The organism is Halobacillus dabanensis, from assembly GCF_900114165.1.
Lineage (GTDB): Bacteria > Bacillota > Bacilli > Bacillales > Halobacillaceae > Halobacillus > Halobacillus dabanensis.
Genome location: NZ_FOSB01000009.1, coordinates 125,893 through 140,859, shown reverse-complemented (window position 1 = coordinate 140,859; position 14,967 = coordinate 125,893). Strand labels below are relative to the sequence as shown.

Here is a 14,967-nt window from a genome sequence, read left to right as displayed (position 1 = left end):
GTATAGAATTCTCTTTTTCGATAATGAAAGGAGAATTTTTTTATGGAAAAAAACAATAAAGCTGTCGTTGTATTCAGTGGAGGTCAAGATAGCACCACCTGCCTATTTTGGGCTTTAAAAAAATTTGATTCTGTAGAAGTCGTTACCTTCGATTACAACCAACGGCATAATGAAGAGATAAATGTTGCCAAAGAAATCGCGGAAGATATGGATGTCCGTCATCATATCCTCGATATGTCCTTGCTTAACCAATTGGCTCCGAACGCACTGACAAGAGACGATATTGAAGTAGAGGGTGGAAATGAGGGAGAACTTCCTTCCACTTTTGTACCAGGAAGAAACTTATTGTTCTTGTCATTTGCAACAATTCTGGCCCGTCAAATCGGTGCAAAACATATCGTTACAGGCGTATGTGAGACAGATTTCAGTGGGTATCCAGATTGTCGTGACGTCTTTGTTAAATCATTGAACGTCACATTGAATTTGTCGATGGATGATGAATTTGTCGTTCATACTCCCCTCATGTGGCTCGATAAAGCAGAAACATGGGAAATGGCTGATGAATTAAATGCCTTCCAATACGTTCGCGAGAATACATTGACTTGTTATAACGGTATCCGCGGGGATGGTTGCGGCAACTGCCCAGCCTGCGAACTCCGCAAGAATGGTCTGGATACTTACTTAGCTAATAAAGAGGTGTCAGGATAATGTACGACTTCACGATTGTTGAGAACTTACAAAAAATCGACCAGGACATAAAACGTCATGAATTGAAATACCATCAAAAGCGTGTTCTTGTTAGCAAAGAGTTCACTTTCGATGCTGCACACCATTTACATTGCTACGAAGGAAAATGTAAGAACCTGCATGGGCATACGTATAAAGTCATTTTCGGAGTTAGCGGTTTTACTGATGATATTGGCCTTGTCATTGACTTTGGGGATCTCAAGAAAATTTGGAAAGAGAAGATTGAAGTCCATTTGGATCATCGTTATTTAAACGACACACTTCCTAACATGAATACGACGGCAGAGAATATGGTCGTTTGGATTTATGAAAAAATGAATGAAGCGCTAAAAGGGAATGCAAATGATTGCCGGGTCGAATTCGTAAAACTTTACGAAACACCGACAAGTTATGCGGAAGCAAGACGGGAGTGGATGAATTGTGAATAAGTATCCTGTACTGGAAATCTTCGGCCCGACCATTCAGGGAGAAGGTATGGTCGTTGGAAGAAAAACAATGTTTGTCCGTACAGCGGGGTGTGACTATAGTTGTGCATGGTGTGACTCTGCATTTACCTGGGACGGAAGCGCGAAAGAAGAAATAGAACGATTAACGGCAGAAGAGATCATCAATCGATTGATCAATACAGGTGGCAACCAGTTCGACCATGTCACGATCTCTGGTGGAAATCCTGCCTTATTAAAGAACTTAGACGAACTCATCGCCCCTTTACATGAAAAGGGGATTGAAGTCGCTCTTGAAACACAGGGCAGCCGCTGGCAAGACTGGTTCCCTGAAATCGATGATTTAACAATTTCACCCAAACCCCCAAGTTCAAAAATGACAACAAATTGGGACGTCCTTGACGACATTATTCAACGCTTAAGAACTGCAGGCCGCATCGATAACACAAGCTTGAAAGTCGTCATTTTCAATGAAAGTGACTTAAGTTATGCAGAAAAGGTTCATCAGCGTTACTCTGATATCCCTTTCTTTTTACAAGTCGGTAATGATGATTTAGAAGAAAATGAATCTAACACACTAGCAAGTCACCTGCTTCATCAATATGAATGGTTGATCGATAAAGTCGTAGAATCATCTAAGCTTAACCGTGTACGTGTCCTTCCACAAGTGCACGCCCTGGTGTGGGGAAACAAACGAGGCGTTTAAAAATGAAAAGGCCTGAGAGAATCATGTTCTCTCAGGCTTTTTCATTATAACCTTTTCTTTTCATCATAATGACTTTTAACTACGACCGCCGCATGGACTGCCCCTGGTACATAAAAGATCATGGTCAAAATTAAATTAAGCAGGGCCTTCATAGGTTTCCCTGTAAACAAAACAGCTAATGGCGGCAAAAAAATCACTAAAATATATAACACTAGAACCACTCCTCTTTCGATTTATATTTTTTCTTTTTGGGTATCAATCTTCAGCTGGCGCCTCCGCTGATTCCAAATGGTTATTTCCAATGCCGCTATACATATGAGCAACCAAGTAAGACCAAATAGAAACCCACCTAAGACATCTGATAAAAAGTGCACACCTAAATATACCCTCGATAATCCAACCAAAAGGATCAGTAATCCTAATACCGAATTGATTAACAACTTCCAAGCTTTCTTCAATGGACTGACGACAATCACGTAGATCAGGAAGCCATAAAAAACAACAGATCCGGTTGTATGACCACTTGGAAAGCTGAATCCAGTTCCATCATACTCAGCTAGAATTTCAGGACGTTCACGCCCAAAGGTGACTTTTAAAAATGTGGTCAGTGAACTGATTCCGATCATATTAATCGCAAAATATATACCGACCCACCTACTGAATGGAGAAAAGAAGAATAAATACACAAATAAAACGATCGATGCTATGGTAATGAATATAACTGACCCTAATTCAGTAATCCAAGCCCACATACTATCCAAAAAGGGTGTACTGATCCACCTAACAAAATCAGTCGCGGCTTGATCAATTGCGAATTTCTCTTTTTCCAGTACATCTTCTGCAATCTCTTGAAAAAAGTATACCGCTCCCCCAAGGAGTGTGAAACCCACTAAGATTAATATAATGGATGCTTTCGATAAATCCGAAAGCTTTGTACCAGAAAATAACAACCTCCATCCTCCTTACTGCATAAATGATTACAATAATCCCTTCCCCTACGCGATTAAGATTAATCCTATAATATACAGTTCAAGAGAGTGACTCTCCCTATATCATTAAATGATTCTGCAAAGCTTTATACACATCTTCAACTCGGGTAAAGTTACGTATATGCTCATCCCTGCTCCAGGTCCTAGCTAACTCTACAGCAAAGGGGTGATTTTTTTCTATATTTAGTATGCACGAGAGGACCTTTTTAAAACAAAACTCGGGTTCCCATTAGGGAGTCCCGAGTCTTCAATCATATCCAACGTTGCTTTTTACGATAAGCTTTCACTTCTCTGTAATTTTTACGACCTTCTTCACTCATGCCGAGGTAGTGTTCTTGGACCTCCTGATTCGTTAATAACTCCGAAACAGGAGCTTCCATGACCGAACGTCCATCTTCTATAATATAACCGTAATCCGCAATAGATAAGGCAACATTCGCATTCTGTTCTACAACAAGTATGGACATTCCTTCTTCTTCATTAATTTGTTTGATGTTTTTAAAAATTTCTTTCACAAGTAAAGGGGCGATTCCAAGCGAAGGCTCATCTAATAACAACATCTTCGGTTTGGCCATTATGCCCCTTCCTATCGCCAGCATCTGCTGTTCTCCACCTGATAACAATCCTGCATGGCGAGAATTCAAATCCTTTAACTTTGGAAAATAGTGATAAACTCGTTCCATATCTTTTTTGATATTCCGACGATCTTTCCTTGAATGGGCACCTGCCATCAAATTTTCTTCAACGGTTAAATGCTTGAAAACGCGCCTTCCCTCCATACTTTGAAAGACCCCTTGTTGAACTATTTTATCAGGGCTCCATGCTGTAATATCTTTCTCCTCATAGACGATTTTCCCTTTTGTCACTTGTCCACCATCTCCACCCAATAAACCGGAAATCGCCTTTAGTGTCGTTGATTTACCCGCACCATTACTTCCAAGCAAGGCGACAATCTTACCGTCAGGAACCTGAAGGGACATCCCTTTCAACACGAGTATCATTTTCGAATATACTACTTCTATATTATCTACATGCAGCATAACGTTCTTCCTCCCTTAGTTCAAAAAAGGAGTCCCGTGGCGAGACCCCTTTTAATCAATCTTCATAACTGAAATAGTCTGTAATCACTTCAAATTGTCCGTTTTTCACTTCTGCTAAGCGAACTTTATTCGTTCCTGCATGATTGTCTTCAGAAAAACTGACAGGTGCAGCAAGACCACCTAAATCCAAGTCCTTGATTTGTTCAATTCCTTTTCGAATCCCTTCACCATTCAACTCTTCAGCATTGCTAATACCTTCAGACATAATCTTGGCAGTCACCCATCCCTGGATGAACTTTTGGCTGACATCTTCCAGACTTTCCCCTTTCGATTCAAGATACTCTTCGATTTCAGAGAGTCCTTCTAAATCTTCATAAGGAAAGGCATGTGTAACCACACCTATCATTCCTTCCGCAGCATCTCCTGCAATTTCGACGACCCCTTCACCAGTCGCCCAGTTTAAACCGATGAATTGTGTATCACTACCTAAAGTTTGGGCTTCTCTTAAGATGGTGGCTGTCGCTCCCCATGTTTGCTGTATGATTGCATAGTCTGGATTTTTCTCTTCCATATTCAACATTTGAGATTGAGCTTCTGTTGCCGTGACAGGAATGACCTGCTCATCGACGACTTCTACCCCTACTTCTGCTGCATATTCTTTAATATCCTCAATAGGTGATTGTCCGAAGGCGGTATCATTATATAGCAGGGCAAGCGTAGGATTGCTTCCTTCATGATTCTCGCTAATCCACTTTAAGACAGCACGGCCTTGATCAGAATACGTTGCAGCTGTCAAAAAGTTGTAAGGGCTTTCATCCAAATCCTTCAAGTTTTCAGAATAAGATGCAGAGAAGTATGGCAATTTGTCATTCGCAACTTGTTGACGTAAAGCCTCCGTATCTGCTGTACCCCATCCAAGAATTGCTGAGACCTTGTCTTTGTCTCGTAATTCCTGATAGAGGCGCTGACCTTTTGCCATATCATAAGCATAATCATCACCACTAAGATCTACATGAACCCCGTCAATACCGCCCTGGCTATTCAAATATTCAAAAAATGCCTTTTCTCCATCTGCATAAGGAGTTCCTACGTCTCCGGTCCCACCGGTAATGTCAAATAGGGCACCAATTTTTACTGTATCGCCATCAGAAGCCTCCGCGTCCCCTCCACTTGAACTTGCATCCTCACCACAAGCAGCCATTATTCCCAACATAAACACTACACTCAAGAACAACAGTGTCACTTTCGCATACTTGTTGATCATTTTCTCGACTCCCTCTCCAATAATGTTTATTTTAGAGCGAAACATCCAAAGACCCTTCACTCTTCTCGCTAATAAGAAAATGGCCAAAGTTTAAAGTAATTCTTAATGTTACTCCAAATATGTGCTAAACCTCCGGGTTCGAAAATTAAGAACAAAATAATTGCAGCACCGAAAGCAAGCTCTTGGAAGGCTGCCAATGTATTCTGCATGTCAGGCATATATACAGCGAACTGATCGACAAACATCCCCAGACCGACAGGTAGAAGGGTGATAAAAATAGCTCCAAGTACAGCACCAAGTATACTCCCCAAACCACCGACTAAAATCATGGCCAGGTATTGAATAGAAACCGTGATACTATAAAGTTCGGGGCTGACAATCATAGTATAATGAGCTAACAGAGCACCTGCTACCCCCACAAAAAACGAACTGATGGCAAAAGATAATACTTTGTATGTGAATAAATTTATACCCATAATTTGAGCAGCAACGTCCCGGTCACGGACGGCTAAGAATGCCCGACCTGTCCGACTTCGAAATATATTCAATGAATAAACGATCGTAAACAAAAGAATCATTAAGCACAGATAATAATAACTACTAGCTGACATAAGAGAAAAACTACCGATCGAAGGTCTTTGCAACACCATCCCCGATGTCCCTCCTGTAACACCGGTCCATCTGCTTATGACAAAAAGGATAATGAACTGTGCAGCCAATGTAGCAATAGCCAAATACAGTCCTTTCAATCTCAAGGAAGGAATTCCGAATAAAGCTCCGACAGAAGCTGTCACAATTCCGGCGACAGGTAAAGCAATCCAAAAGCTCCATCCTAAAGTGCTCGTCAATATTGCTGATGTGTATCCTCCCACCCCCAGAAAAGCACCGACACCTATCGATATTTGTCCTGTAAAACCCGTTAGAATATTGAGTCCGATGGCCCCGATCGATGCAATAGCACAAAGGGTAGCAAGACCGATAATGTAACTATCTGCAAGAAGCGGGAATAAGAATGCTAGCAGCGTAAGGGTTAGCATTCTCACCTTCACACGTTTTGTAGAGAAAATAGCCATATCTTTGTCGTAACGAGTTTTGTAATTACCACATTCCATGACAAATGGATTTTTCACCAACTCACACCCTTTCCATACCACCTTTTCCAAAAAGACCATACGGCTTAAACATGAGAATAAGAATGACGATGAAGAACGGAAAGACTTCTTTCAGCCCACCACCAACAAGTGGGTCCAAATATCCTCCGGCAATACTCTGAAGAATTCCAATGATGAAGCCACCAACGATGGCTCCTGGAATGCTGTCCAACCCTCCCAGGATAACGACAGGTAATACTGTAAGACCGATGACACTCATGGTTGCATTGACACCATTAATATTTCCGAGCAACACACCACCGACAGCAGCTACAATACAGGCAATTGCCCATGTGATAGCGAATACCCGTTTCACATTAATTCCCATGCTAGCAGCTGCTTGCAAATCATCTGCTACCGCACGCATGGCTACTCCCATCTTTGAATATTTAAAAAAGACAGTAAAAACGATCAGTAATAGCATAACGATGATGAATGACCATAAGTAGACAGGTGTAATGAGAACACCCCCGAACGTTACAGGAGTATCAGGGAATAAATTAGGGTACACCCGCGTCTGGTGCCCCCATACCATGTGGACGAGACCTGCCAATAAATTCCCAAGCCCGATGGTAGCCATAATGATGGAAATCGTCGGTGCATTTAACAACGGTCGTAAAACAACTCTTTCTACCATCAAGCCCAGAACGGCACAAACACCTAGAGTAATCAATAACGCTACTAAAAATGGAAGTTGTAAAGCAGTCACAAGTGTTAAACAGATATAAGATCCAATTAGGACAAACTCTCCGTTCGCTAGGTTCAGAGCGTCACTAGCCTTATAAATAAGCACGAATCCTAGCGCAACTAACGCATATATACTCCCAACAACAATCCCACTAACGAGCATTTGCAGAAAAAACGTCAACTCAGGCCACCCCCTGCGATCTTTCTAGCGTAATGATCGGAATATCAAATCCGCGCCCGTTATCTTCTTGGTCAGAGATTGGACGAGCGAACGTATCAAATTGCCCTTCATCGTTATATAATGCTGCTAAAAAACGTTTATAATTTTCACCAACTTTATGGCGGACAACTTTTTGTGTAGATATCATCTCCCCTTTAGCAAGTTGAAGTTCTTCTGGAAGAATGACAAAACGCTTGATCTTTCTATCATCAGGATGAGGAGCAATTATTTCCATTACTTGATCCCGAATTAGTTGCACCACTTCAGGTTTTGTCGTCAAATCACGATAATTCGTATAAGTGATTTGATTCTTCTCCGCCCAGCGCCCGACACTATTACGATGGATCGTAACCATAGCGGTAAGATAAGGGCGACCTTCCCCGAAGACTACCACTTCTTGAAGGTAAGAACTCTTTCTCAATTCTGTTTCAATCTCACTTGAAGCAATGGCATCGGTAGAATCAAGAGCTAGTTTTTCATCCATCCTTCCTGCTATTTTCCATTCACCGTCGGCTAGCACAGTCCCATAATCACCAGTCGAAAAGCTTTCCGTTGCTTTTTCGCCAAGGTAACCAGCGAAAACTTGGAGACCCTCTGCCTGGATCTCTCCCCGTGAAGTTATCCCCATGGATAAACCTGGCAAAGGCTTGCCTACACCAACAGTAGTCAGTTCTTCATCTCTTTGGATGGTGGCATAGCCGGTAGTTTCGACCGTTCCATAAGTTTGTTTTACATTCACTCCTAACCCTTGAAAAAAAGCGTAGGCATCTTCATTCAGCTTCCCTCCGGTAACATAGGCTCTCTTTAATCGAGCTAACCCTAAATGATCTCGGATAGCACTAAACATGAACAAGTCACCGAAATAGTATGAAAGCCTCGAAGAAAAGGAGACCGAACGGTTGCTCAATTTCAACCATGCGTTTTTCTCCCTAGTTGGTTTTGTTAATTTGTACATTTTCTTCTTTACGCGAGTAGAATCATTGATTCGAACTTGAAAGCGGGTCCGAATGTTCTCAAATGTCCGTGGAGGGGCCTGGATTATGTGTGGTCCTATTTCTCTTAAATCGTTCAAAACAGTGGAAGGCTCTTCAGGAAAGTTAATCGTCAACCCCCTTGTCAAGGAAAGCCCCACCGCCATTACTTGTTCACAAATCCAAGCTAGTGACAGGAAGGATAAGTAGTCATCTTCTGGTTGAATTAAATCAACTTCATTGATGGATGTAGCGGTTTGTATGATGTTGGTATGTGTAAAGGTTGCGGCTTTTGGTTCACCGGTTACCCCTGAAGTAAAGGAAATGAGTGCCAAATCCATTGGCTTCCGTTGTTTAATACATTCTTCAAAGTATGCAGGGTCTTCACTTGCAAGATTCCCCCCTCGAAAATGGAGATCTCTTATATCAAATAACTTCGAATGGGAATATGTCCGTAACCCTTTTTCATTGTAATAAATAATTGCCTCTATATTCGGAAACAGATCGATAATTTCCAATAGTTTATCTACCTGCTCTTGGTCTTCAACGACCAATAGCCTCGGTTCACTCACTTGTAAGTAATGAACCAGTTGGGGGACTGCTGCATCCTGATAGATTCCAATAGGTATAGCTCCGAGTGACTGAGCAGCTAGTTCAGCGATGAGCCACTGCGGTCGATTGTCACCGATAATTCCAACCCGGTCGTTAGGATGTATGCGGAACTGATCTTTAAGACCTAGTGAGAGTGCTTCTACCGCTTTGTAATATTCACGCCAGGTCCATTCCTTCCATATCCCCAAGTTCTTTTGGCGGAAGGCAACTCTCGTTCCTTGTTTTTCCGCTTTTTCAAGTAAAAGGTGGGGCAAAGTCCGTTGAGTCATTCAACCCTCTCCTCCTTATGTGGTCACTTCTTGCTCTCCAAGGTACGCTTTGATCACATCCGGGTTCTCCTGAATTTCTTCCGGTGTACCAAAACCGATTCTTTTACCGAAATCCAGGACAGCGATTTTATCAGAAAGATCCATAATGACTCCCATATCGTGTTCAATTAAAAACACAGTGATTCCATTCAACTCATGCATATCTAATATAAATCGTGCCATATCTTCCTTTTCCGAACTGTTCATTCCAGCCATCGGTTCATCCAGCAGAATGACTTCGGGTTCAAGAGCAAGGGCTCGTCCCACTTCCACCCTTTTCTTTAAACCATATGGAAGAGTTCCGACTGGAGTATGACGAATATCCTGCATCTCAAGAAACTCGATCACCTGTTCCACAGAGTGACGGTGATTCACCTCTTCTTTTTCTGCCGCTCCCCAATAAAGGCCACTGGAAAACAACCCTGCCTTCATTTTCACATGACGTCCCAATTTCAAATTGTCAAGGACAGACATATGCTCAAATAAAGCAATATTTTGGAAAGCACGTGCGATTCCTAAGGAAGTTCTTTTATAGGGTTTCATCCCAATAATTTCCTGACCCTTGAAACGGATGGAACCACTTGCTGGTTTATACAAACCGCTAATACAGTTGAGCATACTCGTTTTCCCGGCTCCATTGGGTCCGATCAAAGAGAAGATCTCTCCCTTTTCAAGCTTGTAAGAAACATCATCCAGCGCTTTTACTCCACCGAATTGTATCGATACATTTTCAACTTCTAAAATGGACAAAAGCGGTAACCCCCTCCTATGTAAGCGTTAACATCTTTATAAAAGTATTATATATCCTGTCCTAAAGAAGTCAATACAATTTTCCTAATTTTAAGAATATTATGTATATTGTAATATCCTGTCAACTCACATTAGTTTTGATACGGTAGGTATGGTATCGCTTCCTCCACAAGAAAATTTAAATAGAAATATATTTTATGATGATGCTCACAATTTAATAGGAATTCTACTAAATAACCCTTGATTTTCATGCCTCCTAAAGCTAAAATAATAATTGTCGAAAAAAATATGGGGCATTAGCTCAGCTGGGAGAGCGCTTCGCTGGCAGCGAAGAGGTCAGCGGTTCGAGCCCGCTATGCTCCACTTTGCAAGTTCAATCATTTTCATGAAGTGTCAAAAAGCTTGGTATAACAAGTTTTTGACACTTTTTTTATTTCAGTGGATTTCATCAAATTTCATTTAAGCGTAGTCAAAAACGTAGTCAATTTGATGTCATTTTTTATAAATCTATATAGCTTGAAAATTTTTGTATTGCCTGTTCTTGGGCTTTGTCAGTAACGTGTGTGTATATATTCATAGTGGTTTTTATGTCACTATGCCCAAGTCGATCTTGTACTTCTTTTAAAGTAGCACCAGCTTCAAATAACAGTGAGCAATGCGTATGCCGTAAACCATGTGTCGTTACTCTCATTAAATGGTACTTCTCTTGCACGTATATAATCCAATCACGAGTTTTGTTAGGTTGTAGTAGTTCATTCTCTTTATTGCTGAAAACAAGTTGAGTTGGCTCAGAGGTATCGAAACCTAGTTTAAAATATTCATCTTTCTGTTTCTTTTTCCACTTCTTTAATACGTCCATTGTTTTTTCATCCATCTTAATCGATCTCGCTTCATTCGTTTTTGTTGTCTTAACGTAAAGTTTATTGGCTTGTCCCCGAGAAATGGCTTTATTTATCCTTATTTCATTAGTATTAAATCTTATGTCATTCCAGGTAAGCGCAAAGGCCTCCCCTTTTCTCATTCCACTAAATGCGAGTAAACGGAAAAATACGTGTGCTTTGACGTTTGTTTCGTTTTCAAGGCATGAAAGAAATTCAATAAGCTGTTCCCGTGTGTAGAAGTTCTTCTCGTCTGTTTCATCCGGTTGTTTATTCTTTTTTCTTGGGACTTCAACTATATCAAATGGGTTTTTTTGAATATAATCACGTTTTATAGCGAAGTTAAATACTCGCGATGTATATGCCTTAACTTTGCTGATGTTTTTGATTTTTTCCGCCCAATCGTTGACAGCTTTTTGACACCTATCAATGGTAATTTTTTTGATTTTATAACCCCCAATATTTGGAAGTATATGGTGTTCAAATAAGCTAACTGTTTTTACAAATGTGCTTTGTTCAACGGTATTCTCATATTGAGGTAACCACAACTCATAAACTTCCTTAAATGTGTCAGCACGCTCTTTACGATATTCCCCATTGTTAACCTGCAACTTAAGTCTTGCCAATGCAAGCTCTGCTTCTTTTTTGGTTTTAAAGCCCCTTCTTGTCGTCCGCATTTGTTTTTGAGTTGAATCATCTGTACCAATATAAATTTGAAATTGATACCTTACCTTCCCGTTTTTTAAGGTATATTTTTTGATCATTGAGTAACCTCCTAAAATCAATTGCGGGGGCAAATGATAAAAAGAGGGTTTACCTCACAATTATTATACCTAAGTTGTAAGGTAAACCCACAATTTTCTAATAGCTTTGCTCTTGTAAGAAACGGTCGATCTCCGATTTTTTCACTCTTTTAATACCGTCAATTTCAGCAACTTTCAAACCCAATGTGCGGAATTTAATAAATGTGTTATAGGATACGTTTGCGTATTTTGCGGCAGATTTCAGGTCAAGCCATTCCTGTTGCTCGTTTATATAATTGAAGTATTTTTCGAATTGTTCTTTGATCGTTTTTAAAATATCATGCTCACCTGGTTGCATTGCCTATTTCACTCCTTGGTTTTATACATCCATATTTTCATTGATGAATTTATTGCGGTATCAATTTTGGGTACTCCAGAATGTATAATGCATTATTTTTAAGGTGGGGAAGCTCTTGAACCTCTGTCAAATTAGAGAGGTTTCCTTTATTTGGATCCCCTTTTCCTTTCGTTATCTAATTCAAGCTGTAGATTTGTGTAACGGGCTTTGAACAGCCTGAACTGGTAATTTACCTTATTAAATAACTCATCGTCGGACAGTGTGAAATTATCAACTCGTCCTAGATTCGCATAAATGTATGCCTCAATAGTGTCCATGTTTGCTTTAAGCTCTTTTAAATGGTGTGAAATATGGTTAATTCGCATGTGTATCATCCTTTCCCCAAGGCATTCCTTGAGTTAAATAATATGGTTTATATTTATTTATCCACGAGATATGATCATCGTTAGGCTCAAACCCCTCATAATATTGGGTGTACAAAAACTCTATTAATTCTTGCGCTGTATTATTGCCCCATATTTGTTGAACTTTCCACAATGTGGGGAGAAGGCCAGAACCTTTAATTAAATGGTCTATTGATTGTTCTAACAGATTGTTACGTGGAGATGGTGACTCAAAATGGAAATCCTTTTTATCTAGCAAATCAAGCATCAATCTAGTTATCTTATGAGGTCGATTAGAATTAGTATAAAAGAACATATAGCGATCAATTAGAGAACTAATAATGATATTTTTTAATTCTTCATCGCAGTTACATTCTTTAATTACATTTGTTAATTGATGTGCGTATTCACCAGAAAATTCTGCTTCGACACGTGTCCAGTCATCTACTTGTTTGGCAATATGGCGCATATGCTTCATGATAGTTGTTCCTCTTTTTTATCATAAATACGTAAATGGACTTTAGTGTTTCGCCCTTTTGCACCTATATACAAAGTTTGTGCTTGAAAGTCTTTGGATACATCGGACAATTTTGAGTTGTTCTTCTTATAAGGTTTTTCTTTGTTATCTTCAATAACTTTTTGGAGATAGCTTTTATTAATATTTCCCATAACGCAATTCAGTCCTTCCATCCTCTATGGAACGTTTTAATTTAGCAATGTCAATGTTCTCATTTAAAAAGTCACAGTACATGTCGATTCGTGAAAGTCTAAACTCATAGTCATCTGATTCAATCAATTGGAAGAAGTTGTGTAAATGAATTGGCTCATTAAAATTCTCCGCATATCGCTTTCGATACTCGTGCCATGCGTATGCACTGAATTTAACAATCACGCCCATTTTAGAAAATGCTTCATGGTATGCGATGCAAAAGTAAAAAGGTGCATTAATTAGTGAATAGCCTACAGTGTAGCCTTCTGGCAGTTTAGTGTCGGATTCACCTAATTCGTCGAATAGCATATGCATTTTAGAGTTTATTAAGAATGTACTAACTATGTTTTTTGCAACCCATTCACGCCATTCATCAAAGTCGAATACATCCGTTGTTTGTAGCACGAGTGTAAATTGATCAATGTCTGGTTTTATCATGTACTTTTCACTCCTTAATATATAAAACTTTCGGAATAGTTTTATAAGGTTCATAGCCTATTAGGACAGGCTTGGTTATGGTTTTTGCTCCTAACTGGAGCTGGGGTGATTACCTGCACCCCAGCTCTCCTAAAGGTTGTAAAGCACGGAGCGGAACCTTCCCCGCCTAAACGGCGGGTCCCCTTCCACTCTCTGTGCCGGCATTCCTTAAGGAAAAACTAGGTTCCCTAATTCAAAAAGCTACAGTATGGCACTGTCAACAACCGTGGTTTTTCCGTGCCTGCTAATCCTGGATAGCTATAAATTCCTTGACCAGCAGTAAACAGAACTGGCGGTATCTCTACACCAGAAGAAAACAGAGTTCTATATGTTTGCTCATCACTATCACCTAAAGCAATCTTTAAAACGAGCTGTTCTCTAATCGCTGTGGGCATCGTCTGTGCATTCATTTGTTGCGTAGCGACCCATAGAATACACCCTAGTTGACGGCCCATGAAAGCAACGTCAGACAGTATGCTATCGACTTCATCACGTTCCTTTTTTGCTAGAGTCTTCCATGACTCTCTTAAGGCACCGAACTCATCAATAAGCATGAATAAGGCGGGTAAGCCAGCATCCTTGTAAGTTTTGTTACGGTTTGATTTGAAATACTCCTGTAACTCATTTTGTCGTTTTTTCATTCGGTCATGAAATTGTTTGATCAAATTAATAGAGTTGGTTTTATCGGCAGTATGATCAATACCTATTGTGAATTTAGCCATTTGGTAAACGTCTGTGCGCTTCGGATCAATAATGAATAACTCATGATCTACCTTTTTTTGAAAGTACTTGTTCAACTAGCATTTGGATAAAAAACGATTTACCACTACCTGTTTGCCCGACTAACCCCATATGATGAAACGGTACAGTTGCACGTTCATCTAAGCGTAAGGCATAATCGTCTGATGTCTTGTTTGACCATTCAATCAATTTCTCTGCTGACTTAATCTCAAGTTGTTTCTGCGCTCCAATAGAATAGAACTCGTACACATACCAATCACGATCTTGTGATAAATATTGACGTTCACTAACGAATCCTTTTAATGCTGCATCAATTCGCATATCCTCAAGCTTTTTATCAAAGTTAATAGAATTCTGTATTAGCACTTTTCCAGTTGTCCTAATTCGATTATCATCGAATACAATCTTTATCTTTGGTAATCTCACTAAACGGTTGTCAAATTCCCGTTCATCCTCAAAACGTGCATCTTTTATTTGCCTTCTTAACCTTTTAGTTATTGAGTAATAGCTGATGGCAAAAGACAGACCTTTCCAGCATTTATTACGAATTCCCCAGCAAATAAATAAGCAGCACGTTACTGATCCAGCAAGTACTAAGAAAATTTTCGATTCAATGTTCGGCAATTGGATGACTGTAGCTCGCTCAATCAATAATGGATAGTATTTATTAAAAAACAGCCAAAAGATTAGGGAAATGATTATGATTGAAAACGAGAAAATGCCGCGTTGCATCCTATATGTTTTCTTTTTCATGTAATTTCACTCCCCGCATACTTTTATTCCGCCTTCG

The 14,967-nt window shown here is 40.0% G+C and carries 18 protein-coding genes and 1 tRNA gene; 4 read left to right on the top strand and 15 right to left on the bottom strand.

Going from position 1 to position 14,967, the window contains the following annotated elements:
- Window positions 1-42: 42 nt before the first annotated feature.
- From queC to queE, 3 genes are read left to right on the top strand one after another with little or no spacing between them, the layout of a single operon-like run.
- Window positions 43-708 carry a 7-cyano-7-deazaguanine synthase QueC gene (gene queC, locus BMZ58_RS15420; protein ID WP_075037449.1) on the top strand — a complete coding sequence of 222 codons (666 nt, stop codon included), beginning with the start codon at window positions 43-45 and terminating at the stop codon, window positions 706-708.
- Window positions 708-1,175 (top strand): 6-carboxytetrahydropterin synthase QueD, encoded by a 468-nt coding sequence (gene queD, locus BMZ58_RS15415; RefSeq protein WP_075037448.1) that lies wholly within the window; start codon window positions 708-710, stop codon window positions 1,173-1,175. Before queC ends, queD begins: the two co-directional genes overlap by 1 nt.
- The gene (queE, locus tag BMZ58_RS15410; RefSeq protein ID WP_208601425.1) at window positions 1,168-1,896 is read left to right on the top strand and encodes a 7-carboxy-7-deazaguanine synthase QueE; all 729 of its coding nucleotides are present in this window, start codon (window positions 1,168-1,170) and stop codon (window positions 1,894-1,896) included. Before queD ends, queE begins: the two co-directional genes overlap by 8 nt.
- A gap of 44 nt (window positions 1,897-1,940) precedes the next feature.
- Here queE and BMZ58_RS15405 read toward each other — a convergent pair whose 3' ends face one another.
- The 8 genes from BMZ58_RS15405 to BMZ58_RS15370 form a co-directional block, all read right to left on the bottom strand.
- Window positions 1,941-2,108: a YqaE/Pmp3 family membrane protein gene (locus tag BMZ58_RS15405; RefSeq protein ID WP_075037446.1), complete on the bottom strand. Its 168-nt coding sequence runs from the start codon at window positions 2,106-2,108 to the stop codon at window positions 1,941-1,943.
- Between the two features lie 21 nt (window positions 2,109-2,129).
- Window positions 2,130-2,846: a phosphatase PAP2 family protein gene (locus tag BMZ58_RS15400; RefSeq protein ID WP_075037445.1), complete on the bottom strand. Its 717-nt coding sequence runs from the start codon at window positions 2,844-2,846 to the stop codon at window positions 2,130-2,132.
- A 290-nt stretch (window positions 2,847-3,136) separates the two neighbouring features.
- Window positions 3,137-3,925 (bottom strand): ABC transporter ATP-binding protein, encoded by a 789-nt coding sequence (locus tag BMZ58_RS15395; protein ID WP_075037444.1) that lies wholly within the window; start codon window positions 3,923-3,925, stop codon window positions 3,137-3,139.
- A gap of 55 nt (window positions 3,926-3,980) precedes the next feature.
- Window positions 3,981-5,189, bottom strand: coding sequence for an ABC transporter substrate-binding protein (locus BMZ58_RS15390; RefSeq protein WP_075037443.1), 1,209 nt, complete (start codon window positions 5,187-5,189; stop codon window positions 3,981-3,983).
- Window positions 5,190-5,257: 68 nt separating this feature from the next.
- On the bottom strand, window positions 5,258-6,319 hold the full coding sequence (locus BMZ58_RS15385; RefSeq protein ID WP_075037503.1) for a branched-chain amino acid ABC transporter permease: 1,062 nt from the start codon (window positions 6,317-6,319) through the stop codon (window positions 5,258-5,260).
- A 4-nt stretch (window positions 6,320-6,323) separates the two neighbouring features.
- Window positions 6,324-7,208 carry a branched-chain amino acid ABC transporter permease gene (locus BMZ58_RS15380; protein ID WP_075037442.1) on the bottom strand — a complete coding sequence of 295 codons (885 nt, stop codon included), beginning with the start codon at window positions 7,206-7,208 and terminating at the stop codon, window positions 6,324-6,326.
- Window position 7,209: 1 nt separating this feature from the next.
- Window positions 7,210-9,099: an AMP-binding protein gene (locus tag BMZ58_RS15375; RefSeq protein WP_075037441.1), complete on the bottom strand. Its 1,890-nt coding sequence runs from the start codon at window positions 9,097-9,099 to the stop codon at window positions 7,210-7,212.
- A gap of 15 nt (window positions 9,100-9,114) precedes the next feature.
- Window positions 9,115-9,888, bottom strand: coding sequence for an ABC transporter ATP-binding protein (locus tag BMZ58_RS15370; RefSeq protein ID WP_075037440.1), 774 nt, complete (start codon window positions 9,886-9,888; stop codon window positions 9,115-9,117).
- A 290-nt stretch (window positions 9,889-10,178) separates the two neighbouring features.
- Between BMZ58_RS15370 and BMZ58_RS15365 the strand changes: the two genes are divergently transcribed.
- Window positions 10,179-10,251 (top strand) — tRNA-Ala (locus tag BMZ58_RS15365).
- 136 nt (window positions 10,252-10,387) lie between these two features.
- Here the strand turns inward: BMZ58_RS15365 and BMZ58_RS15360 are convergent.
- From BMZ58_RS15360 to BMZ58_RS21350, 7 genes are all read right to left on the bottom strand, one after another.
- The gene (locus BMZ58_RS15360) at window positions 10,388-11,530 is read right to left on the bottom strand and encodes a site-specific integrase (RefSeq protein ID WP_075037439.1); all 1,143 of its coding nucleotides are present in this window, start codon (window positions 11,528-11,530) and stop codon (window positions 10,388-10,390) included.
- Window positions 11,531-11,627: 97 nt separating this feature from the next.
- A complete protein-coding gene (locus BMZ58_RS21360) occupies window positions 11,628-11,867 on the bottom strand; it encodes a MerR family transcriptional regulator (RefSeq protein WP_075037438.1) in 240 nt (79 codons plus the stop codon).
- A 354-nt stretch (window positions 11,868-12,221) separates the two neighbouring features.
- Window positions 12,222-12,728, bottom strand: a complete 507-nt coding sequence (locus BMZ58_RS15345) for a hypothetical protein (protein ID WP_075037436.1) — start codon at window positions 12,726-12,728, stop codon at window positions 12,222-12,224.
- Window positions 12,725-12,919 carry a hypothetical protein gene (locus BMZ58_RS15340; RefSeq protein ID WP_075037435.1) on the bottom strand — a complete coding sequence of 65 codons (195 nt, stop codon included), beginning with the start codon at window positions 12,917-12,919 and terminating at the stop codon, window positions 12,725-12,727. The genes BMZ58_RS15345 and BMZ58_RS15340 overlap by 4 nt, the downstream gene beginning before the upstream one ends.
- Entirely contained in the window at window positions 12,906-13,397 is a 492-nt protein-coding gene (locus BMZ58_RS15335; protein ID WP_075037434.1) for a hypothetical protein, read from the bottom strand. Before BMZ58_RS15335 ends, BMZ58_RS15340 begins: the two co-directional genes overlap by 14 nt.
- A 227-nt stretch (window positions 13,398-13,624) precedes the next feature.
- Window positions 13,625-14,158 (bottom strand): hypothetical protein, encoded by a 534-nt coding sequence (locus BMZ58_RS21355; protein WP_208601424.1) that lies wholly within the window; start codon window positions 14,156-14,158, stop codon window positions 13,625-13,627.
- 40 nt (window positions 14,159-14,198) lie between these two features.
- Entirely contained in the window at window positions 14,199-14,930 is a 732-nt protein-coding gene (locus BMZ58_RS21350) for a helicase HerA domain-containing protein (protein WP_208601423.1), read from the bottom strand.
- Between the last annotated feature and the right edge of the window lie 37 nt (window positions 14,931-14,967).